The organism is Mesorhizobium sp. WSM4311 (genome assembly GCF_002295115.1).
GTDB lineage: Bacteria > Pseudomonadota > Alphaproteobacteria > Rhizobiales > Rhizobiaceae > Mesorhizobium.
The window spans coordinates 184,331-204,803 of the sequence record NZ_NSFV01000004.1 but is presented as its reverse complement, the minus strand read 5'-3'; the positions used below and the strand labels follow the sequence as shown (position 1 = coordinate 204,803).

Here is a 20,473-nt window from a genome sequence, read left to right as displayed (position 1 = left end):
CGGCCACCTGCTCCCCGAGGGGAGAAGGTGGCCCGAAGGGCCAGATGAGGGGGCCTGCGTAAGTTGCACGCTGTCTTGGAACAGCGTGCCTTGTCGTCAGTCTCAGGCCGGGGTCATCAGTGCCGGCAGCAACGCGCCGGAGACATGCTGCACCACCTTGACGCCCTTGGCATGCACGATCGGCTGCGCATACTGCATAAGCGGCAGCACATAGGCCTGCTCGGCGATGTATTTGTCGACCGCCTTCCAGCCGGCGATGCGCTTGGCCTCGTCCTTCTCGCCCCACAGCGGGTTGATCATGTCGATCAGGTCCTGGCTGTCCCACACCGAGTGCGGGCTCGGCCCGTACATGGCAAAGCCGGTCGAGGTCGTCGGGTCGCCGATGGCGTTGCCCCAATTGTAGAAGGCCGCCGGCGCCAGCTTGTCGGCGGCGCGCAGTTCGTAGTGCTTGGCGATCTCGTAGACTTCGATCGTCGCTTCGATGCCGACCTTGCGCCACATGCCGACGATCGCCTGGATCATCTCATAATCCTTGGGCTTGAAGCCCTTGGTCGTCTGGATGGTGAACTTGACCGGCTTTTCCGGCGAATAGCCGGAGGCTGCAAGCAACTCCTTGGCCTTTTCCGGATTGTGCTCGACCTTGATCGACGCATCGTAGGCCGTGTATTCCGGCGTCTCCAGCGTGGCGATCGGCTGGCCGTAGCCGCGCAGCAGCCGCTTGACCAGAAGCTCCTTGTCCACCGCCATCACGGCTGCTTGGCGCACGTTCTTGTCCAGCATCGCCTCGATGTCGTTGAAGAAGATCATGCCGATGTCGGAAACATTCTTGATCGAGCCGGCAAGTCCGCCCTTGGCGATCAGGCGGTCATATTCCTCGTAGGGGATTTCGAGCGTCACCTGCGAGGAGCCGGATTCGATCTCGGCGACGCGGCTCGCCGCGTCGGTGACGAACTTGATCGTCACATTCTCGAAAGCCGGCTTGCCGCCCCAATAGTTCGGATTGGCCTTCAGCCGCAGGAAGGCGTTGCGCTCGAACTTTTCCACCATGTAGGGGCCGGTGCCGATCGGCGCTTTCTCGAAGCCTTCGGCGCCGACCTTCTCATAATAGGCCTTCGGCAGGATGTAGCCGGTCAGGAACGACATCCATTTGAAATAGACCGGGTCGAACTGCACCACGTCGCCAGTGATCTTGTTGCCGTCGATCTTGAAGTTGCTGACGTTCTTCCAGACGAACTGGATCGGGTTGCCGGTCTTCTCGTCGCCCGCGCGCTGCAGCGACCAGACAACGTCCTCGGGCGTGAAGGGTGAGCCGTCATGCCATTTCACGCCCTCGCGCACCGTCATCATCACCTTGGTGCGGTCGTCGTTCCAGCCCCATTCGGTGAGCAGGCCAGGGGCGAAGGACAGGTCGGGCTTCTGCGGGATAAACTGGTCGAACACCGACTGGTAGAGGCCCTGGATCGTCGGGTTGACGGCCGAGGGCCCAGTGGTCGGATCCCAGGACGGCAGGTTGACATTGTATGCGATGGTCAGTTCGCCGGCCGCCGCCTTGGCTATTTTCGGCAGGCCAACCGCGGCCACGCCGAGTGCCGCGGCACTGTATCCCAGCAATTCGCGTCTGTTGATTTTCATGGTCGTTCCCCTTGTTGGTTATTGTCTTTGCGCGGCACTATCCGTTCATTGGTTCAGGCTTCGTGGGCAGCAGCGCCTTGCCCCTCGTCACCTCGATAAAATCGTCGGAGCCTACCTCCCGCCAAGCTGTTGCGCGAGCATGAAACCCGAGGCCGCACCGGTCCCGGCACCCGGCCATGTCGCGGCTCCCGTCAGATGCAGATTGCCGACCGGCGTGTTCCAGCCGGCATAGCCGCGCGCCGGGCGGAACAAGAAGTTCTGCGCCAGATGGTGGCTGCCGCAAACCTGGTCGCCACCGACCAGGTTCGGGTTCTCGCGCTCGAGGTCGATGGGCGAGAACACGGACCGGCCGAGGATTTTGGCGCGCAGGCCGGGCGCATAAGTCTCGATGATGTCGAGCACGCGATCGCCATAGGCGTCCTTGACCTGATCCCAATGCGCGGGCGCAATCTTGCCGGCAGCATCGCCTGTTATCTCGGCGGGCAGCATGCGCACCTGCACCCACAGCACATGCTTGCCCCGCGGCGCGCGTGACGGATCGATCGCGCTTGGCTGGCCGACGACCAGCACCGGTTCGTCCGGCAGCATGCCGGCCATTGCCTGCTGATAGGTGCGCGACATGGCGTCGAGCGAGGGCGACAGATGCACATAGGCGAACTGCCGCAACTCAGACCCGGCGCGCCAGTCCGGCAGGTCGTCCAGCGCCAGGTGGATCATCATCGTACCCGGCGCATACCGAAACTTCTTCATCGCCGTATCGAAGCCGGCATTGCCGGAACCCCCCGGCAGCAGCGTGCCGGTCAGCGCCTTTGGCGCGACGCCGGCGATGACGGCCTTGGTGGCTGTATGGGTCTCACCGGAAACAAGCCGCACCCCGGTCGCCTTGCCGGCGGAAACGGTGATCTCGGCCACTTCCGCGCCAGTGACGATCTTGCCGCCGGCGGACGTCACCATGCCGGCCAGCGCCCGGATGATGGTGTCGGCGCCGCCCTTGCCCAGCACCATGCCGAAGCTCTGGTTGGCCATCGATTCCAGATAGGGGAACACCGCACCGCCGGCGATGTCGGGGGCGAAGTCGAGATGCATGCCCCAGGTGGCGAGCGTCGCCCGCACATAAGGCGACTCGAAAGTCTCCTCCAGCCACGCGCGGGGTGACGACAGCAACAGCCTTCCCGTGTCGAGCGCGCCGGATATGCCCTTCTTGCGCCACAGCTTCCACGCCGAGCCGGCCAGCGCGCGGGCGCTCATCGGCGAGCCCAGCAGCCGGAACAGATGTTCGGCCTCGGCCGGGAAGGCGGCAACAAGCCCGCGCCATGTCGCGGCATCGGCGGTGGAGAAAGCGGCCATGCGCGTGGCGGTCTTTTCCAGATCGTTGCTGACGCCGAACCAGCGTCCGTTCGGAAAGGCGCTGGCGAAACAGTCGGCGACCGGAGCGAATTCCAGGCCCTGCGCTTTCAATTCATTTGCATATTTCCGGTGGAAGACAGAGCCGGCAAAGAGGCTCAGATTCATCGCGCCGAAGTCGTGGCGGAAACCGGGAAGGGTGAATTCGCGGGTCTGGACGGCGCCGCCAATCGTGGAATTGCGCTCGAAAATCCCGGTTTTCCAGCCTTTGAGCGCCAGATGCGCGGCGCATGCCAGACTGTTGTGGCCCGCCCCGACAAAGATCGCGTCGAACTCGCTCACGCCCCGTTCCCATTTCCTTTATGCTTAAAGATAATTGCAGATGCATATGTTTTCGTCTAGTAGGATATTAAGGGCCGAGACGAGCCTCGATCATCACCACAAAAGAGGGAACACAAACATGGATACGCAAAAACTCCTCGGCGAAGTCGCCGGCCGGCTGCTTTCAGGGGCCATCAAGGTGGTCGACCTGTCGGCGCCGCTCGGACCGGACACGCCGCTGATCAAGCTGCCACCGGAACTCGCCGTCGACACGCCCAAGGTCGAGATCCATTCGATTTCCCGCTATGACAAGAACGGCCCTTGGTGGGCGTGGAACTGGCTGAAGCTCGGCGAGCATTCCGGCACGCATTTCGATGCGCCGCAGCATTGGATCACCGGCAAGGACTATCCGGACGGCGCCACCGATACCATTCCGGCGCAGAACTTTGTCGGCCCGGTCAATGTCATCGACTGCTCCAAGGAAGCCGCCGCCGACCACGATTTCCTGCTCACCGTCGACCACATCAAGGCGTGGGAAGCCAAGCACGGCGCCATCAACGCCGGCGAGTGGGTGGTGATGCGCACCGACTGGTACAAGCGCAACGGTTCGGAAGCCGAGTTCCTCAACGCCAACGAGACCGGCCCGCATACGCCCGGCCCGACGGCCGAAGCCATCCAGTATCTGATAGCCAAGGACATCAAGGGCTGGGGCTCGGAGACGATCGGAACCGACGCCGGCAAGGCGGGCGGCATGGAGCCGCCATTCCCGGCGCACACGCTGATGCACAAGGCCAACCGCTACGGCCTCGCCAGCCTGTGCAACCTCGACCAGCTGCCGCCGAAGGGCGCCATCCTGATCGCGGCGCCGCTCAAGATCGAGCACGGCACTGGCAGCCCGATCCGCGCGCTGGCGCTGGTCTCGGGGCAATAGGCGAGGTGGCGGTCTTCGGGAGAAGATCATGGTCGAGGGCAAAACTTCGATGACGAAGTGGGGAAGACCGTCTTGTGACGTCAGCGTTCTACGGCGCCCCCCTCTGTCCAGAGGGGGGCGCGAAGGAACGCGGCTTAGCCCGATTGGCCTCCCGTCATCCAAGGGCACTCCCCAATGAAAGCGCCCGATCACATCATCGTCGGCAGCGGCATCAACGCGCTGGTCTGCGCGGCGATGCTTGGCGGCAAGGGCGCCAAGGTGCTCGTCCTCGAACGCAACGACCGCATCGGCGGCTGCATGCGCACCGAGGAGATCACCGCGCCCGGCTTCATACACGATGTGATGGCGACGACCTTCGTGCTGTTCATCACCTCGCCGGCCTTTGCGGCATTGGGCGGCGACCTCGCCCGGCACGGGCTGGAGTTCTGCCACACGGCCACGCCGACCGGCGTGCTGCGGCCGGACGGCAGCCACGCGGTGCTCAGCACCGACCGCGCCGCCAACGTCGCCGCCCTCAATGCGATCGCGGCGGGTGATGGCGACCGCCACGCCGACGACGTCGGTGGCATCGAACGCAATGCCGGCCTGCTGTTCGGCCTGCTCGGCGGCAGCCTGTGGTCCTATCCGACGGCCAAGCTTTTGGCCGGCGATGCCTGGCGGCGCGGCCCGCGCGGCCTTGCCGCCTTTCTCGGCGACGCTCTGGCGCCGGCACGCGGCTGGCTGGAAAGCACCTACCAGTCCGAAACCATCCGTGCGCTTTGGGCGCCCTGGGTGCTGCATGCCGGGCTCGGGCCGGAAGATGCCTTCTCCGGCCAGATCGCCAAGGTGATCGCCTTCGCGCTCGAAGCCGCGGGCGCCCCGATCGTCAAGGGCGGGGCAAGGAACCTGCTGTCGGCCTTCGAGGCATTGATCATCGAGCGCGGCGGCGTCATCTCCACCGAAGCGGACGTCGCCTCCATCATCCTGGCTGGTGGTCGCGCCACCGGTGTGCGGCTGGCCTCGGGCGAAACGGTCCATGCGAAGAAGAGCATCATCTGCTCGGTGACGCCGACGCAGCTTTATGGCCGGCTGCTAGGCAGCGAGGCGCCCAAAGCCGACATCGAGGCAACGCGGAAATACCGTTACGGCAAAGGCAACTTCCAGATCCACTACGCCCTCGACAAGCCGCCGGCATGGCGCGGCGGAGGACTGGACAAGGTGGCGTTGTTGCATCTGACGCCGGGCCTGGATGGCGTGTCGAAAGCCTGCAACGAGGCGGTGCGCGGCATGCTGCCGGAAGTGCCGACCATCTGCGTCGGCCAGCCGCACGCGCTCGACCCGTCGCGCTGTCCGCAAGGCAAGGCGATCCTCTGGCTGCAACTGCCAGAGGCGCCGCGCCACATCAAAGGCGATGCCGCCGGTAAGCTGGAGGCCCCGGCTGATGGGCAATGGACCGACGCATTGCGCGAGGCCTATGCCGACCGCGCTGGAGCGATCCTCGCCAGCCACATCGATGGCTTCAAGGACAGCGTGATTGCGCGCCGAGCCTATTCGCCGACCGACCTTGAAGCGATGAACATCAATCTGGTCGGCGGCGATCCCTATGGCGGCTCCTCGACCATCGACCAGTCATTCCTGTGGCGGCCGTTCAAGACCAGCCGCAACCACCAGACCGGCATAAAGGGGCTTTATCATATCGGCGCCTCGACCCACCCGGGCGCGGGTCTCGGCGGCGGTTCCGGCTTTCTCCTGGCGAGGAGGCTGTGATGGAACAGAAGGTGGCGGAAAAGCGCCAGCGCATTTCGACGCTCGGGCAGATCGGCCTGCAGCAATTCGCGCCCTATCTGATGAACCGCATCATGGGCCGCTACAACGCCACCTTGCGCGATGATTTCCGCAAGCAGGGCCTGACCATTCCGCAGGTGCGCACGCTGGCCGTGCTGTCGGTCACCGATGGCGTCACCGTCAACGACCTCTCGGTCTATACGGTGATCGAGCAGTCGACCTTGAGCCGCACGCTGGACACACTGGAGGGGCAAGGCTTCGTGCGGCGCGAACAGGGCGTCACCGACAGCCGCATCCGCCATGTCTTCCTGACCGATGAGGGCCGCGCCGAGTTCACTCGCGCCTGGCCGGCCATGCATGACGCGTTCGAGGCGATGTTCGACGATATCGACGACGCTGAATATGCGGCACTCATCGCCACACTTTTGAAGATGCTCAAGAACATTCGCAAGCACGACATCTAGACGTACGCGCCGCCGGTTCTCGGCGGCAACGGAAGGAGGCAGAGATGGCCGAACGGTCTTTCGCCAAGGAAGTTGAAAAACTCAGGCTCGGTGCCGGCGAGGAGTTTGCCGGCGAGGGCATCCTCGCCATCACCAAGGCGCTGCTGCAATGCGGCGTCGGCTATGTCGGCGGCTACCAGGGCGCGCCGATCAGCCATCTGATGGATGTGCTGGCCGACGCGCAGGACATTCTGGGCGAACTCGGCGTGCATTTCGAGGCGAGTGCTTCCGAAGCCACCGCCACTGCCATGCTCGCCGCCTCGGTGCATTATCCGATCCGCGGTGCCGCGACCTTCAAATCGACCGTCGGCACCAATGTCGCCTCCGATGCGCTCGCCAATCTGGCGTCGGGCGGCGTCACCGGTGGCGCGCTGATCATCGTCGGCGAGGACTATGGCGAGGGCTCCTCGATCATGCAGGAGCGCAGCCATGCCTTCGCCATGAAGAGCCAGGTCTGGCTGCTCGATCCACGCCCCAACCTGCCGTCGATCGTCAAGGCGGTGGAGGACGGCTTCGAGCTGTCGGAAGCCTCCAACACGCCGGTCATGCTGCAGGTGCGCATCCGCTGCTGCCACGTTCACGGCCATTTCACCGCCAAGGACAACAAGCGGCCGCCGATGACGGTCGCCGATGCGCTCGAAGCCCCGCGCCGCGACACCGGCCGCATCGTGCTGCCGCCCGCCTCCTTCCTGCATGAGAAGGAGAAGGTGGCGAAGCGCTGGCCGGCCGCCGTCGATTTCATCAAGAGCCGCAAGATCAACGAATTCTTCGGTTCGGACCACGGCTCGGTCGGTATCGTCATGCAGGGCGGCATGTACAATTCCGTCATCCGCGCCTTGCAGCGTCTCGGCCTTGCCGACACCTATGGCGAGACGGACGTGCCGCTCTACGTGCTCAACGCCGTCTATCCCTTGATCGACGACGAGTTCCTGTCCTTCTGCGAGGGCAAGCAGGCGGTGCTGGTCGTCGAGGAGGGCCAGCCCAATTACATCGAGCAGGCCTTCGCGGCGATGCTGCACAAGGCCGGGCGTGGCTCCAGGCTGGTCGGCAAGGAATATCTGCCGATGGCCGGCGAATACACCGGCCAGGTCATGCTCGACGGCATCGGCGCCTTTCTGCGCGCCGAGGCGCCGCATCTGCTGCCCGGTGAAGTGCGCGCGCCCAACAAGGTCGGCGACGGCGTCGACACCGCGGACCTGATCAATGTGGTGCCGGGCCGTCCGCCGGGCTTCTGTATCGGCTGCCCGGAGCGGCCGATCTTCGCCGCGACCAAGCTGGTCGAGCAGGAACTCGGCAAGCACCACATCGCCTCCGATATCGGCTGCCATCTGTTCTCAATCATGCCGCCCTTCGAGCTCGGCGCCACCACCATGGGCTATGGGCTGGGGCCGGCCTCGGCGTCGGCGTTCAATTCGCCCGACGCCAAGCGCCGCTCGATCTCCTTCGTCGGCGATGGCGGCTTCTGGCACAACGGCCTGACCTCCTCGATCGGCAATGCCGTGTTCAACAAGAATGACGGCGTCATCGTCATCGTCGATAATTTCTATTCGGCCGCTACCGGCGGGCAGGACATCCTGTCATCGCGCGCTGGCAACAAGACCAAGTCGACAAAACATCCGATCACCGAGGCGGTGAAGGGCATGGGCGTCAAATGGCTGCGCCATGTCGACCGCACCTACGATGTCGGCAAGATGCAGGACACGTTGCGCGAGGCGCTGACGACGGAGGAGAAGGGGCCGAAGGTCATCGTCGCCTCGTCAGAATGCATGCTCAACCGCCAGCGCCGCGAAAAGCCGCTGGTCGACAAGGCGATCAAGGGCGGCGAGCGCGTGATCAAACCGAAATTCGGTGTCGACGAGGACATCTGCACCGGCGACCACGCCTGCATGCGGTTGTCGGGCTGCCCGTCACTGTCGGTGAAGTCGCTCGACGATCCGCTGCGCGACGATCCGGTGGCATCGATCGACCAGAACTGCGTCGGCTGCGGCAATTGCGGCGAGGTCGCCGATGCCGCCGTACTCTGCCCGTCCTTCTACCGCGCCGATGTAGTCCACAATCCGAGCCGCTGGGACCGTTTCCTGGAATCCGCGCGTCGCGCGGTGATCAGCCTTCTGCAGCGCCGCCGCGAAAGCCGGCGCCTGACGTTCGCCAATGCTTGACGCTGTCCCGCCATTCCGCGCCAAGGACGGCACCCAGGACGACCAGCGCGTCATCAAGCTCGCCGTGCTGGCGGTCGGCGGCCAGGGCGGCGGCGTGCTGGCCGACTGGATCACCGATGTCGCCGAACGCAATGGCTATGTCGCGCAATCGACCTCGGTCGCCGGCGTGGCGCAGCGCACCGGCGCCACCATCTATTATGTCGAAATGGCCCGGGACACCGGCCGGCTGCCGGTCTTCGCGCTGTCGCCCTCGCAAGGCGATGTCGACATATTGATCGCCGCCGAATTGATGGAAGCCGGCCGTGCCATCATCCGTGGTTTCGTCACGCCGGAGCGCACCACGCTGATCGCCTCTTCGCACCGCATCGCCGCGGTATCGGAGAAGATCGAGCCGGGCGACGGCCGGGCCTCATCTGCCAAGGTGCATGCGACGGCGGAATCCGCATCGAAGCGCTTCATCGCCTTCGACATGGAAAAGATCGCCGCCGACAATGGTTCGATGATCTCGGCCAGCCTGCTTGGCGCGCTGGCGGGCTCGGACGCACTGCCCTTCACGCGCGAAAGCTACGAGCAGGCGGTCAGTGCCGGCGGCCGCGGCGTCAAGGCCAGCCTCGCCGCCTTTGGCGCCGCCTATGACCGGGCGCGCGGCACGGCCGCACCGGCGCCGAGGCCAGCAGGGCCGGCCATTGTCGAATCCGCATTGGGCGCAGGGCGCGTGAGCGGCCCGCAAAACCTGCTGCAGGGCTGGCAGGCGCTCGCTGCCCGCATCGACCTGATGCCCGTGGCGGTGCGTGACATGGCGTTGCGGGGCCTGAGGAAGGTCGTCGACTATCAGGACATCGCCTATGGCGGCGAGTATCTTGACCGGCTGGACAAGGCCGTCGCGGTGGATCGCGCCGACCATGCCCATGCGCTGTCCATCGCCGCCGCCAAGCACCTCGCCAACGCGCTGTGCTATGACGACATGATCCGTGTCGCCGACCTGAAAACACGGTCGACCCGTGACAGGCGCGTGCGCAAGGAAGCCGGCGTCAAGGAAGGTTCGATCCTGCAGGTCACCGAATATTTTCATCCGCGCATCGAGGAGTTCTGCGGCACGATGCCGGCGGGGCTGGGCAGCTATATCGAGAGCCGGCCGAAGCTTGCCGCCTTCCTCGACCGCCGCATCAACCATGGCCGCCGCATCCGCACCGACAGCTTTGCCGGCTTTGCGGCACTCTGGTTTATCGGCGGCCTGCGCCGCTGGCGCCGCGGCCTGCTGAGGCACAAGGTCGAGACCGCGCATCTCGATCGCTGGTACGCGCTGGCGCTCGCCCATGTGCCCCAGGACTATGCGCTGGCCGTCGAAATCCTCAACTGCCGCCGGCTGATCAAGGGCTACAGCGACACCCATGTTCGCGCCCAGTCCAAATTCGACCGCGTGCTGTCGGCGCTTGCCATGCTCAAGGGCCGCGACGATGCCGCCGACTGGATCCGCCGCCTGCGCGAGGCGGCGCTGAAGGACGAAAACGGCGACATGCTCGACGGCGCGCTGAAGACAGTGGCGACGCTCGGGCCAGGTGCGGCAATCTCGGCGCCCTAACCCCGAGATACCAGAGGCATCACCGGTTCCGGGTTCCGTTTCCAGGCGCAATGAACGACGTTCATTTTTCGCTTGAACAATGTTCAAGATGTGATAGGGTGCGCTTATGAACGATGTTCATTTCTGGCGAACCGAAAGCCGCGATATGGACATCGGGCACTGTAAGGAAGTTTAACCAGCTCATGACTATCACTGAGCTTGAAATAGCGCCTGCAACCCGCAGGGCCTCCGGCGAATAGCCGTAGGGTTCCGCCAAGTGGAAATCGCCATGAACACGCATCTGATGTTGTCCCGGCGCTTTGCGCCTCTGTTCTGGACGCAGTTCCTGTCCGCCTTCAACGACAATTTCCTCAAGAACACGCTCGTGTTCCTGATCCTCTTCACGCTGGCAGCCGACCAGGCGGCCTCGCTGGTCACTTTGGCTGGCGCCGTCTTCATGGCGCCCTTCCTGTTGTTGTCGGCGCTTGGCGGCGAGATCGCCGACCGCTTCGACAAGGCGCTGATCGCGCGCCGGCTGAAATTCGCCGAGATCGCCGCCGCGGGTGTCTCCGTCGTCGGCATCGCGCTGTCGTCTATTCCCGTGCTGATGACGGCGCTGCTGATGTTCGGCATCATCTCGGCGCTGTTCGGGCCGATCAAATACGGCATCCTGCCCGATCACCTCGAGCGCAAGGAACTGCCTAAGGCCAACGCCTGGATCGAGTCGGCCACGTTTGCCGCCATCCTCGGCGGCACCATCGCCGGCGGCGTCGTGTCGGCCGATGGCATCGGCGTCACGGTGTTTGGACCGATCATGATGGCCCTGGCCGTCGGCTGCTGGTTCGTCAGCCGCTATATTCCGCCCACGGGTTCCGCGGCACCTGACCTCGTCATCGACAGGAACATCTTTCGCTCGACCTGGCGCCAGGTCAGCGAGCTGCGGACCGACACGCGGATCTGGCGCGCCGGCCTGATGACCTCATGGTTCTGGCTGATCGGCGCCATCGTGCTTTCGATCCTGCCGACCTTGATCAAGGATTCGCTCGGCGGCAACGAGATCGCCGTCACCGTCTATCTCGCTGTGTTCGCCGTCTCGATCGCCATCGGCTCGGCGATTACCGCATGGATGTCGCAGGGGCGTATCGTGCTGCTGCCCGCACCGGTCGGCACGGCGCTGCTGGCGCTGTTTGGCCTGCATTTGGCCTGGACCATCTGGAGCATGCAGCCTTCGCCGAAGGCGCAAACTCTTGCCCTGTTCTTTGCCGGGCCAGACACCATCCCTGTGGCGATCGACCTCGCCGGCATGGCCATCGCCAGCGCCTTCCTCGTGGTGCCGACCTTCGCCGCCGTGCAGGCCTGGTCGCCCGAGGCGCGCCGCGCCCGTGTCGTCGCCGCGGTCAGCATCGTCAATGCCGGCTTCATGACCGTCGGCGGCATCCTCGTCGCCGCGATCCAGACGAAAGTCTCGACCGGCGGCATCCTGTTCGGCCTCGCCGCGGCCAATGCCGTCGCCGCCTGGCTGATGCTGAAATTCCTGCCGACCAACGCCTTCCGCGATTTCGTCTCCATCCTGTTCCGCGCCTTCCTGCGCCTGGAGGTCGAGGGCATGGAGAACCTCAAGGCGGCCGGCACGGCGCCGATCCTGGCGCTCAACCATGTGAGCTTCCTCGACGGTCCGCTGGCGCTGACGCTGACCGACGAGGAGCCGGTCTTCGCCATCGACTACGCCATAGCCCAGGCCTGGTGGATGAAGCCGTTCATGAAGCTCGCCCGTGCCTTGCCGCTCAATCCGGCCAAGCCGATGTCGACCCGCACGCTGATCAAGATCGTGCAGGGCGGCGATCCGCTGGTCATTTTCCCCGAAGGCCGCATCACCGTCACCGGCGGGCTGATGAAGGTCTATGATGGCGCCGCCATGGTGGCGGACAAGACCGGCTCGATGGTCGTGCCGATCCGCATCGACGGGCTGGAGAAAAGCCCGTTCTCCCGGCTGACGTCGCAGCATGTGCGCCGCCGTCTGCTCCCGAAGGTCAAGGTGACCATACTGGAGCCGGTCAAGCTGCAAGTGCCGCCGGGGCTGAAAGGCCGCAAGCGCCGCGCCGCGGCGGGGTCTGCACTCTACCAGGTCATGTCGGATCTCGTCTTCCGCACCCAGGACATCGACAGGACGGTGCTGGAAAAGATCATCCTGACGGCGAATGAACGCGGCATGAAACGGCTCGCCGTGCAGGATCCGGTCACCGGCTCGCTGAGCTATGGCAAGCTGCTGACGGCGGCCGCCGTGCTCGGCGAGAAATTCCAGAACCTTTATGCCGATCAGCAGACGCTCGGCATCATGCTGCCCAACGCCAACGGCTCGTGCGCCACGCTGCTCGGCGTGATGTCGTCCGGCAAGGTGCCGGCGATGATCAACTTCACCGCCGGTGCCGCCAACATCCTTTCCGCCTGCAAAGCCGCTGAGGTGAAGACCGTGCTCACGTCCCGCGCGTTTGTCGAACAGGCCAAGCTTGGCGCGGTGGTCGAGGAGATCGGCCGGTCGGTTGACATCGTCTGGCTCGACGATCTGCGTGCAACCATCGGTCTCAAGGACAAGCTGCTTGGCCTGTTGCGCAAGTCGACACCGCGCGCGCCGCGCAAGCCTGACGACCCGGCGGTAATCCTATTCACCTCAGGCTCGGAAGGCACGCCGAAGGGCGTCGTGCTCACCCATCGCAACATCCTGGCTAATGCCGCGCAGGCGGCCTCGCGCATCGACTTCCACTCGGGCGACAAGGTGTTCAACGTTTTGCCGATCTTCCATTCCTTCGGCATGACGGCCGGCACGGTGCTGCCGTTGATCTCGGGCGTGCCGGTCTATTTCTACCCATCGCCGCTGCACTACCGCATCGTTCCGGAACTGATCTACGCCTCCAACGCGACGATCATCTTCGGCACCGATACGTTCCTCAGCGGCTATGCCCGCACAGCGCACCCCTACGACTTCCGCTCGATACGCTATTGTTTTGCCGGCGCGGAACCGGTCAAGGCAGCGACGCGCATGACCTACATGGAGAAGTTCGGGGTGCGTATCCTCGAGGGCTACGGCGTGACCGAAGCGGCGCCGGTGATCGCCATCAACACGCCGATGTACAACAGGTCCGGCAGCGTCGGCAAAATCATGCCCGGCATGGAATACCGCCTGGATCCGGTACCCGGCGTGGATGAAGGCGGGCGTCTCTACGTGCGCGGCCCAAATGTCATGTCGGGCTATCTGCGCGCCGAGAAGCCGGGTGTGCTGGAACCGCTGGTCGACGGCTGGCATGACACCGGCGATGTCGTCTCGGTCGACGAGGGCGGCTTCATCACCATTCGCGGCCGCGCCAAGCGTTTCGCCAAGATCGGCGGCGAGATGATTTCCCTTGCCGCCGTCGAGGCGCTGGCGGGTGAATTGTGGAAAGGCTCGTTGTCGGCGGTCGCTTCCGTGCCGGATGCGCGCAAGGGCGAGAAGCTCATTCTCATCACCGAGGCTCCCGGCGCCACACGTGCCGAGTTCCTGGCCTTCGCCAAGGCCAATGGCGCCATGGACCTGATGGTGCCCGCCGAAGTGCGCGTCGTCCCGAAAGTGCCGGTGCTCGGCTCCGGCAAGCTCGACTTCGCCGGCGTAACCAAACTGGTGCGGGGGCAGGAGGCGCCGGCCGCCAAGGTCGAGGCCGCCTGACCGAGGCGACATGCTCGACGCTCGACGACGCCGCGCTGAAAGTCGCGGCGTCGCTTGGAGGACTCGATCATGCTCGCAGATACATTCTGCCAATTGCCGTCGCCGCAGGCGCATTGATGCTGTCGAGTGTCAGCTCGCAGGCGCTGCCCACGGCCAAGCCCAGTACCGCCGCCGCTTGATAATCCGACCGATACATCATTGGCACCATCGCTGGCGATCACGGAGCGGATCGACACGGCGGTGGCTGCGAAGCGGGGTGGGCGCTTCCCCAAGGATGGCGGTCGTGACGCCATCGTGCTTCTTCAAGCGATGAGATCCCGCATCGGCTTCACCCCCGCCGACTCGGGAAACACCTTGTCGCCGAGCACGGCTGCGGACAGGCCGAACTGGTCGGCGAGCAGGCCTTTCAACACCGCCCTGACATCGCTGGTCGGGGCGAGGTCGCGTTGCTGGTAGAGTTGCGCCGGCTTCAATCCCGGCCAGTCCGCGATGACGCGGCCGCCCTTGATCGCGCCGCCGGCGAGCAGCACTACCGTGCCGGTGCCATGATCGGTTCCGACCGTCCCATTGATCCGCGCCGTGCGCCCGAATTCGGTGACGGCAACGATCGCCGTGTCCTTCCAGCGCTCGCCGAGACCCTTTTCGAATTCCTCGAAGGCGCCGTCGAGGCCGCCGAGCAAGGTGGCGAGCCGGCCCGTGGCGCCGCCTTCGTTGACATGCGTATCCCAGCCGTCGAAGACAAGCGCCGCAACACGCAGCCCGTCATCGGCCGCGATCAGCCTGGCCGCACCTTGCGCGGCCTGCCGCATGCCGGCGGCGCTGCCGAGGCCACCCTTCGGCTTCATCGCCCCATCCTTCGGCTTAATCGCGTTGCCGCCGGGCCGGTCGTCGAGCGCCATGCGGTCGGCATCGAGGCCGTTTTGCAGCGCCATCGCCAGGACCAGGTCGCGATGCTGGTAGAGGTCGAGAACCCGCGCCGCGAGGTCGCCGGCTGGCGCCGGCATCGATTGCGGCGCCCAGCCGAGCACGGGAGCCGCGCCGCGGATCACCAGCGGCGTCGATGGTCCGACGGCCAGCCCGCCGAGCGTCGCCACGCGGTCGCCCGCCGGCAGGCTCTCCAGCGCCCGGTTGAGCCATCCTGTGGCGACGTGGCCCGGCCCGGCGAAACCGCTTTCCAGCACGTCCTGGCCGTCGAAATGCGAGCGTTCGCGATAGCCGGTCGCGGCCGCATGCACCACCGCCGCCTGCTTGTCCTTGAACAGCCGCGCAAAGACCGGCATCGCCGGATTGACCGCGAAGAAACCATCGAGCGGCAATGCCGCGTGCGGGCCGGCAAGCGACAAAGCGATGTCGCCATGCAGGCCGGCATAGTCGGGATCGCCGATCGGACCGACCGCCGACAGGCCGTCGAGCGCGCCGCGCAGCACGATGACGATCAGGCGCGGGTCGCGATTGTCGGCGGCGCGGGCAAAGCGCGGCAGATAGGCCCAGGCAAACAGCGCGCCGCCGGTCATCAGCACGGCACGGCGGGAAGGGTGAGGGGTTTCACACAGCAGGCTCATGACTTGGTCTCCATGTCGGCGCCGGACCTGTCGCTCGCGCTATCGTCTCTGGAATTCGGGCGCCATCAAGAGCAGCGCCAGGCCTTGCTGCTTGGACTCGGCGCGGGCGACCGCTTGCCGCGTTTCCGGCGAGGCGGAGGGACCGATGACGGCGTCGAGCATGTCGTTGGGATTGCCGATATCCTTGACCTGGCGGGCCGCCTGCCAGGCGATGTCGAGGCGGATCTTCATGCCTTCGGCCGAGGTCCAGCTGTCCGCCTGGTCGGAAAAACCGTTCGGCCCCGGCGGTTGCCAGAGCGGCTCGCCCAGCGCATTGAGCCAATTGAGCGACTGGCCGGGATCGTTCGCCGGACCCGGACCGGCCGCCCGGCGGATGGCGGCGATATAGTCGAAAGGCGAGCGCATCTTGGCCAGAGGCGCCGACCAGGCCTCCGGCATGTCGATGAGGGTCGCCGCCAATGCCCGGAGATTGCCGTCGCTCTTGGCGAAAACCTTGGCGAGGCGCGCGACAGCCGCGGGCGGCGGATCGTCGGCTATGAAATGTCGGGCAAGTTCCGTGGCGATGTGCGGCGCCGTCGCCGGATGGCGGGCGATGTCGTTGAGCGCCGCCTCGGCCTGACCCATGCCGCCGGCCGGATATGTCTTGCCCAGCAGCACCGCATCGCCCGGCTCATGCGCGTTGGCGTTGAAGACGGAACTGCCGGGTTCGCCCAGCTGGCCTTTGCGCCCGGCCATCGTCCAGCCGGTCAGGATGCGTGCGAAACTGGTGACGTCGGCCTGGGTATAGCCGCTGCCGACGCCCAGCGTGTGCAGTTCCATGATCTCGCGGGCGAGGTTCTCGTTGAGGCCGCGCCGGCGGTTCTTGCCGGCGCGCGAATCAGGGCCGATTGATTGCTGGTTGTCGAGATAGAACAGCATCGCCGGATGCCGCTCCACCGCCATCAGCATGTCGGCGAAACGGCCGAGCACGAAGGGGCGGATGGCTTCCCGCTCGAAGGCGCCGGCGCTCGCCCGCACGATGTTGTCCTTCGCCACGGAGACGCAGAAATGGTTCGACCAGAAATACACCAGGCGTTCGACGAAGCCGGCCTCGGCGCCAAAAGCCTTGTCGAGGCGCGCCTGGGCTTCGGCGCGAAACAGCGTGGCCTCGATTGGCGGCGCGGGTTTGGCCGGTGGCGCGGGCGGCGGAACAGGTTGGGCAGGCGCAACCGGTTCCGGCGTGGCCTGGGTGCTCGCCATTGCGGGCTGCGCCGTGGCTGCGGCCATGTGCTCGCGGTCGAGCTTGCGTTGGAAGTTTGCCGCCATGCTGGCCTGGATGGCCGGCGTGCTGCCCGGCAGGCTCGCATAGGCCGGATCGTCGAGCGGGATCAGGGCGATGTCGGGCTGCCGCAGTTCCGCCTTCAGATAGCCCCGCGGGTCGTGGGCCACCCTGTCGCGGTCGCCGGGCCTTGCCCCGAGCCCGAAGCGGTTGAAAGCGACGAGCACTGGATCTGGCGGGGAATTGGAGGCCGGGATATCCAAGTCAGCTCTCCATTGCTGGGGCTTCCCGCGCACGGCGCCGGAAGCCCGTTCGAGCCGTTTCGTGCCTGTTCAACTGAGGTCGTGGGGCCGACGAAGTTGTCGGCCCCCGAAGCCCCTACCAGCGATGCCAGCGGTGCCAGTGACGGTGCGGATGCCACCCATAGAAGACCGGGCGATGCCAATAATGGTAACCGGGGTAGACGACCACGCGATTGGGGACGCAGCGCCCCCAGGGATTGGGATGCCAGCCAGGTCCGCAACCCCAGGCGACGTGCTCGACCAGCGCCGGGGCGGCAACCGGCGCCAGTGGCATTGCCGAGGATGCCGCGACCGTAGCCACCGCTCCGGTCATCGCGAGAGCGGCGGTGGCCGCGTATTTTGTCAGATAGTTCATGAACATGCTCCGAAGTTGTCCGAGGTTGAAACCTGTCGGCGCCAGATGGCCCGGCAGATCCTGCCCTTCATCTCGTTAAACGGGCGCCATCGGCATTTTCCGTCGGTCGTCACGGCGATTTTTTTGGCGGTGTCGACGGCTGCGGCCCGGCGCGCCTTGAGAGCCCTTCCGCCAGCAGGCTGCGATCCTCGGCGGAGCCTGCCGCCGCGAACTCGATGATGCGCTGCTCCAGCCGCGTGCGCACGGTGACGTCGGCATTGCGGGCTCGCTCCAGGGCGGCGGCCAGGGCCGCCGTGTCGAGGACGGGCTGCCGCAGCAGATCCGCCGCATCGCGCCTGGCCTGCTGGCCGTCGCGAATGATTTCGCGCGACTCTTGGCGGACTTCGCGCAGCGCCTTGCGGAACAGCGTGCGTTGCTGGTCGGGAAGCCGGCCGCCTGCCGCCTCCAGCGAATAGCCCTGGGCCGGCTTGCCGCGTTTTATCCAGACGGCCCCGCCGGCAAGCGCGCCGGCCAGGAAGACGTTCAGCATCACCGATGCGATGAGGAGATTGCGGCCGGTGCTCATAGGTCTTCCTCGATCGTGTCGGGTCCGGCATCGCCGAACGCCGTCGCATTGGCGTCGAGCACATAATGGTCGGGCTGAACTTCGGGCGTGACGACGGTCACCAGGGCCAGTCCGGCAATGGCGCCGGCCAGCCCTATGCCGGCCAGCCCCAGCCCCAGCCACCAGAAGCGCTGATGCCGCCGCCGGACGATGTACCGGTCGGCGGTCCGCAGGATCGTATCGTGCAGCGCCTTGCCGGGGTGCGGGACGCGATAACTGTCGAGCACGGCGTCAAGCGTATCGGCCCGTCGCGAGATGGCCTGGCCTGTCTCGCTTGAGGCAAAGGCGGTGGCGGCGTCGCGCTCCGCTTGTGGCCAGCGCCGCAGATCGCCGCCATAGGCTTCGGCGAGCGCCGCGAAACGCCTGGCGTCCATTGCCGGTCCGTCCTCGATGTCTTCAGCCATCTGTCTTCCCCTTGCCCCTTGGTGCCGCGTGCCCACGCGGGTTGGAAACGAGGCCGGCCGGCCCCCGCCGGACGTCCATAAAGCGCGGTGAATGTCCGCCATTCATGGTCGCGGTCTTCTCAGTCATGGACGCCATCCCTGGCCAGGATCATCTGCAAGGCCCGCCGGCCGCGCGAAAGCAGGCTCTCCAGCGCATCGACGCTGATCTCCAGGGTCGCGGCCGCCTCGATGTTGGACATCTCCTGATAATAGACCAGGATGATCGCCTCGCGCTGGCGTGGCGCGATCGCCTGCAAGGCCTGCTCGATCCCCTGCGGCTCTTCGCGGGCGTCGGGAAGCGGGGCAGGGTCGACCATGTCCGGCAAATCGTCGGTCACCAGTTCCCGGCGCCGGCGCAGCCGGTCGTAGCAGAGGTTGAGCGTCACCCGATGGATCCAGCTGTCGAAGCGTGCATTGCCGCGCCGCCAGCTCGAGGCGTGGCGCCAGATGCGCACGAAGGTCTCCTGTGCGACATCCTCGGCCTCCGCCGCATCGCCCAGCATGCGCACGGCGAGCGAAAGGATGCGCGGCAATTTGCGTGCGACGAGCGTCTGCACGGCCGCCGGGTCGCCGGCACCGACCCGGCGAACCAACTCCTCGTCCGGATCGGCGCTCATCGGCTGGCGCACTCCCGATTTCCATCACGTGTCATGGCCTCTTGGTCATTGCTCCGGCTTGGGAGCGGATTTGTGGCCTGGCATCTCGTCGGCCGTCAGAACGCCGTCGCCATTCTTGTCGAGCTTGGCAAAGCGCTTGGCGAAGAACGCATCGACCTCGGCACGATCGATGAAGCCATCATGGTTCGAACCGATGCGCGCGAAGGATTTGGCCGCATCGCCCTTGATGTTGCGCTTGGCCTGAAAAGCCTCCCACTCCAGCAGGCTGATCTTGCCGTCGCCATCCGCGTCGGCGGCCATGATCGCCTTCTCCCGCCGCTTCTGGAACTTGGCCAGCGTGATGTCGGACTTGGCCCTTGGTGCGGCTGGGGCGGCGGCTGGCGGCGTGGCGCCGGGAGACGTCACGCCAAGCGGCGCAGCAGCTCGGGGCTGGGTCGCCGTCTGGGCGAGGGCCGCAACGGTCAGCAGGCTCAGGGCAGCGGCAAGGATTGAACGGCTTATCATGCTTCGGCGTCTCCGGTTGGCGCGTCGGCCACGGCCCATGCCGCAGTCACGCTTCAGCCGTTAAACGCCGTGACCACGGAAATCCGTCGGTCGCCTGTGCCGATCATCCGATTCGGCGATGCCGCCTCAGTGCCTGTGCCAAAAGCAGCGGCCATGACACCCCATCCGGCGTCATCCGAATGCACGCCGGTTTAGCCATTGCCCTTGGCGAACGGGCAGGAGCTATGCCGACGGGTCGGCGGCCACCAGCTGGTCCGGTTTGAAACCCGCATGCTGCGGGATCCAGACATCGCCCTCGCGGTTGAACCAGTGGCACAGATACATGCCGGAAGCGGCACCGTCGCTGACCGTCATCTTCGGCCCTCCCGACTTCAGCTTGACGACGTCTCCGGTCTTGAAAGTGTTGGGCATTTTCGACCTCCCATGCTGAGGCCCGCGATTTTCCCACCAAAGCTGAGTCTCGACAATGGCGGATATGGGAACCGGCAGCGCGATCCACCGCACAGGCAGTGGTCGAGTGTCGATTGCGGCACATGGAGGATAGGAAGGGAACTGGTGCCGCTTAGGTGACTCGAACACCTGACCCCATCATTACGAATGATGTGCTCTACCAACTGAGCTAAAGCGGCCCGGGAGGCCAGGGCCTCCACGATGGGCTGGGTGATAGACTCAACCGGCCGCGAATTCAAGATGCCACTTGGCAAATCATGCAAGAGCGCCTGCCGCCACCGAAACCAGGTTCGCACCTCCCCGCGCGCGAGAATTGCCGGCATGTTCCGATTTTGTTTGCCGGAATATCGCCGAGATGGACTTTGGACGGCCCGTCGAGGCAGAATGCGGCCGCCCGCCCGTTGATTGATTGGTCGCCTACGGCTAACCATCACGGAAGTTTGGGCAATTTGCAGAGGGATCCCGC

General features: G+C 65.5%; 17 protein-coding genes and 1 tRNA gene. 6 read left to right on the top strand and 12 right to left on the bottom strand.

Annotation, left to right across the window (positions count from 1 at the left end; genetic code table 11):
* Window positions 1–102: 102 nt before the first annotated feature.
* Both CK226_RS11805 and CK226_RS11800 read right to left on the bottom strand, forming a co-directional pair.
* Complete coding sequence (locus tag CK226_RS11805; protein ID WP_095791943.1) at window positions 103–1,632, bottom strand: ABC transporter substrate-binding protein; 1,530 nt, start codon at window positions 1,630–1,632, stop codon at window positions 103–105.
* Window positions 1,633–1,743: 111 nt separating this feature from the next.
* The gene (locus CK226_RS11800) at window positions 1,744–3,318 is read right to left on the bottom strand and encodes an NAD(P)/FAD-dependent oxidoreductase (RefSeq protein WP_095787237.1); all 1,575 of its coding nucleotides are present in this window, start codon (window positions 3,316–3,318) and stop codon (window positions 1,744–1,746) included.
* Window positions 3,319–3,436: 118 nt separating this feature from the next.
* Here CK226_RS11800 and CK226_RS11795 point away from each other — a divergent pair, with 118 nt between their 5' ends.
* The 5 genes from CK226_RS11795 to CK226_RS11775 all read left to right on the top strand — a co-directional run bounded on the left by CK226_RS11795 (window position 3,437) and on the right by CK226_RS11775 (window position 10,236).
* Window positions 3,437–4,228, top strand: a complete 792-nt coding sequence (locus CK226_RS11795) for a cyclase family protein (RefSeq protein WP_095791942.1) — start codon at window positions 3,437–3,439, stop codon at window positions 4,226–4,228.
* A 174-nt stretch (window positions 4,229–4,402) separates the two neighbouring features.
* A complete protein-coding gene (locus tag CK226_RS11790; protein WP_095771764.1) occupies window positions 4,403–5,974 on the top strand; it encodes an NAD(P)/FAD-dependent oxidoreductase in 1,572 nt (523 codons plus the stop codon).
* Window positions 5,974–6,456 (top strand): MarR family transcriptional regulator, encoded by a 483-nt coding sequence (locus CK226_RS11785; RefSeq protein WP_095771765.1) that lies wholly within the window; start codon window positions 5,974–5,976, stop codon window positions 6,454–6,456. Before CK226_RS11790 ends, CK226_RS11785 begins: the two co-directional genes overlap by 1 nt.
* A gap of 44 nt (window positions 6,457–6,500) precedes the next feature.
* The gene (locus CK226_RS11780; protein ID WP_095791941.1) at window positions 6,501–8,654 is read left to right on the top strand and encodes an indolepyruvate ferredoxin oxidoreductase subunit alpha; all 2,154 of its coding nucleotides are present in this window, start codon (window positions 6,501–6,503) and stop codon (window positions 8,652–8,654) included.
* The gene (locus tag CK226_RS11775; RefSeq protein WP_095791940.1) at window positions 8,647–10,236 is read left to right on the top strand and encodes an indolepyruvate oxidoreductase subunit beta family protein; all 1,590 of its coding nucleotides are present in this window, start codon (window positions 8,647–8,649) and stop codon (window positions 10,234–10,236) included. The genes CK226_RS11780 and CK226_RS11775 overlap by 8 nt, the downstream gene beginning before the upstream one ends.
* Window positions 10,237–10,297: 61 nt before the next feature.
* Here the strand turns inward: CK226_RS11775 and CK226_RS34350 are convergent, their stop codons facing one another.
* A complete protein-coding gene (locus CK226_RS34350) occupies window positions 10,298–10,516 on the bottom strand; it encodes a hypothetical protein (RefSeq protein ID WP_142886539.1) in 219 nt (72 codons plus the stop codon).
* On the opposite strand from CK226_RS34350, the gene CK226_RS11770 reads away from it, so the two are divergent.
* Window positions 10,505–13,912, top strand: coding sequence for an acyl-[ACP]--phospholipid O-acyltransferase (locus tag CK226_RS11770; RefSeq protein ID WP_095791939.1), 3,408 nt, complete (start codon window positions 10,505–10,507; stop codon window positions 13,910–13,912). The two genes, CK226_RS34350 and CK226_RS11770, sit on opposite strands and share 12 nt — an antisense overlap.
* A gap of 302 nt (window positions 13,913–14,214) precedes the next feature.
* On the opposite strand, the gene CK226_RS11765 is transcribed toward CK226_RS11770, so the two are convergent.
* The 9 genes from CK226_RS11765 to CK226_RS11725 all read right to left on the bottom strand — a co-directional run bounded on the left by CK226_RS11765 (window position 14,215) and on the right by CK226_RS11725 (window position 20,186).
* Complete coding sequence (locus CK226_RS11765) at window positions 14,215–15,474, bottom strand: DUF1501 domain-containing protein (RefSeq protein WP_095791938.1); 1,260 nt, start codon at window positions 15,472–15,474, stop codon at window positions 14,215–14,217.
* 39 nt (window positions 15,475–15,513) lie between these two features.
* Complete coding sequence (locus CK226_RS11760; RefSeq protein WP_245437734.1) at window positions 15,514–16,959, bottom strand: DUF1800 family protein; 1,446 nt, start codon at window positions 16,957–16,959, stop codon at window positions 15,514–15,516.
* Window positions 16,960–17,110: 151 nt separating this feature from the next.
* The gene (locus tag CK226_RS11755; protein ID WP_095792153.1) at window positions 17,111–17,389 is read right to left on the bottom strand and encodes a hypothetical protein; all 279 of its coding nucleotides are present in this window, start codon (window positions 17,387–17,389) and stop codon (window positions 17,111–17,113) included.
* A 109-nt stretch (window positions 17,390–17,498) separates the two neighbouring features.
* Window positions 17,499–17,954 carry a periplasmic heavy metal sensor gene (locus tag CK226_RS11750; RefSeq protein WP_095791936.1) on the bottom strand — a complete coding sequence of 152 codons (456 nt, stop codon included), beginning with the start codon at window positions 17,952–17,954 and terminating at the stop codon, window positions 17,499–17,501.
* Entirely contained in the window at window positions 17,951–18,397 is a 447-nt protein-coding gene (locus CK226_RS11745; protein WP_245437733.1) for a hypothetical protein, read from the bottom strand. The genes CK226_RS11750 and CK226_RS11745 overlap by 4 nt, the downstream gene beginning before the upstream one ends.
* A gap of 119 nt (window positions 18,398–18,516) precedes the next feature.
* Entirely contained in the window at window positions 18,517–19,053 is a 537-nt protein-coding gene (locus CK226_RS11740; protein WP_095791935.1) for an RNA polymerase sigma factor, read from the bottom strand.
* 45 nt (window positions 19,054–19,098) lie between these two features.
* Window positions 19,099–19,557, bottom strand: coding sequence for an acid-shock protein (locus CK226_RS11735; RefSeq protein WP_095791934.1), 459 nt, complete (start codon window positions 19,555–19,557; stop codon window positions 19,099–19,101).
* Between the two features lie 222 nt (window positions 19,558–19,779).
* Window positions 19,780–19,968, bottom strand: a complete 189-nt coding sequence (locus CK226_RS11730) for a YodC family protein (RefSeq protein ID WP_019863018.1) — start codon at window positions 19,966–19,968, stop codon at window positions 19,780–19,782.
* A 142-nt stretch (window positions 19,969–20,110) separates the two neighbouring features.
* A tRNA-Thr gene (locus tag CK226_RS11725) sits at window positions 20,111–20,186 on the bottom strand.
* Between the last annotated feature and the right edge of the window lie 287 nt (window positions 20,187–20,473).

Bases quoted from the DNA above. Each gene is read 5' to 3' on its own strand.
- CK226_RS11740 (WP_095791935.1), bottom strand. From the start codon at position 19,053: ATGAGCGCCGATCCGGACGAGGAGTTGGTTCGCCGGGTCGGTGCCGGC.
- CK226_RS11750 (WP_095791936.1), bottom strand. From the start codon at position 17,954: ATGAGCACCGGCCGCAATCTCCTCATCGCATCGGTGATGCTGAACGTC.
- CK226_RS11785 (WP_095771765.1), top strand. From the start codon at position 5,974: ATGGAACAGAAGGTGGCGGAAAAGCGCCAGCGCATTTCGACGCTCGGG.
- CK226_RS11755 (WP_095792153.1), bottom strand. From the start codon at position 17,389: ATGAACTATCTGACAAAATACGCGGCCACCGCCGCTCTCGCGATGACC.
- CK226_RS11745 (WP_245437733.1), bottom strand. From the start codon at position 18,397: ATGGCTGAAGACATCGAGGACGGACCGGCAATGGACGCCAGGCGTTTC.
- CK226_RS11770 (WP_095791939.1), top strand. From the start codon at position 10,505: ATGAACACGCATCTGATGTTGTCCCGGCGCTTTGCGCCTCTGTTCTGG.
- CK226_RS11735 (WP_095791934.1), bottom strand. From the start codon at position 19,557: ATGATAAGCCGTTCAATCCTTGCCGCTGCCCTGAGCCTGCTGACCGTT.
- CK226_RS11775 (WP_095791940.1), top strand. From the start codon at position 8,647: ATGCTTGACGCTGTCCCGCCATTCCGCGCCAAGGACGGCACCCAGGAC.
- CK226_RS11805 (WP_095791943.1), bottom strand. From the start codon at position 1,632: ATGAAAATCAACAGACGCGAATTGCTGGGATACAGTGCCGCGGCACTC.
- CK226_RS11765 (WP_095791938.1), bottom strand. From the start codon at position 15,474: ATGAGCCTGCTGTGTGAAACCCCTCACCCTTCCCGCCGTGCCGTGCTG.
- CK226_RS11795 (WP_095791942.1), top strand. From the start codon at position 3,437: ATGGATACGCAAAAACTCCTCGGCGAAGTCGCCGGCCGGCTGCTTTCA.
- CK226_RS11790 (WP_095771764.1), top strand. From the start codon at position 4,403: ATGAAAGCGCCCGATCACATCATCGTCGGCAGCGGCATCAACGCGCTG.
- CK226_RS11730 (WP_019863018.1), bottom strand. From the start codon at position 19,968: ATGCCCAACACTTTCAAGACCGGAGACGTCGTCAAGCTGAAGTCGGGA.
- CK226_RS34350 (WP_142886539.1), bottom strand. From the start codon at position 10,516: ATGCGTGTTCATGGCGATTTCCACTTGGCGGAACCCTACGGCTATTCG.
- CK226_RS11780 (WP_095791941.1), top strand. From the start codon at position 6,501: ATGGCCGAACGGTCTTTCGCCAAGGAAGTTGAAAAACTCAGGCTCGGT.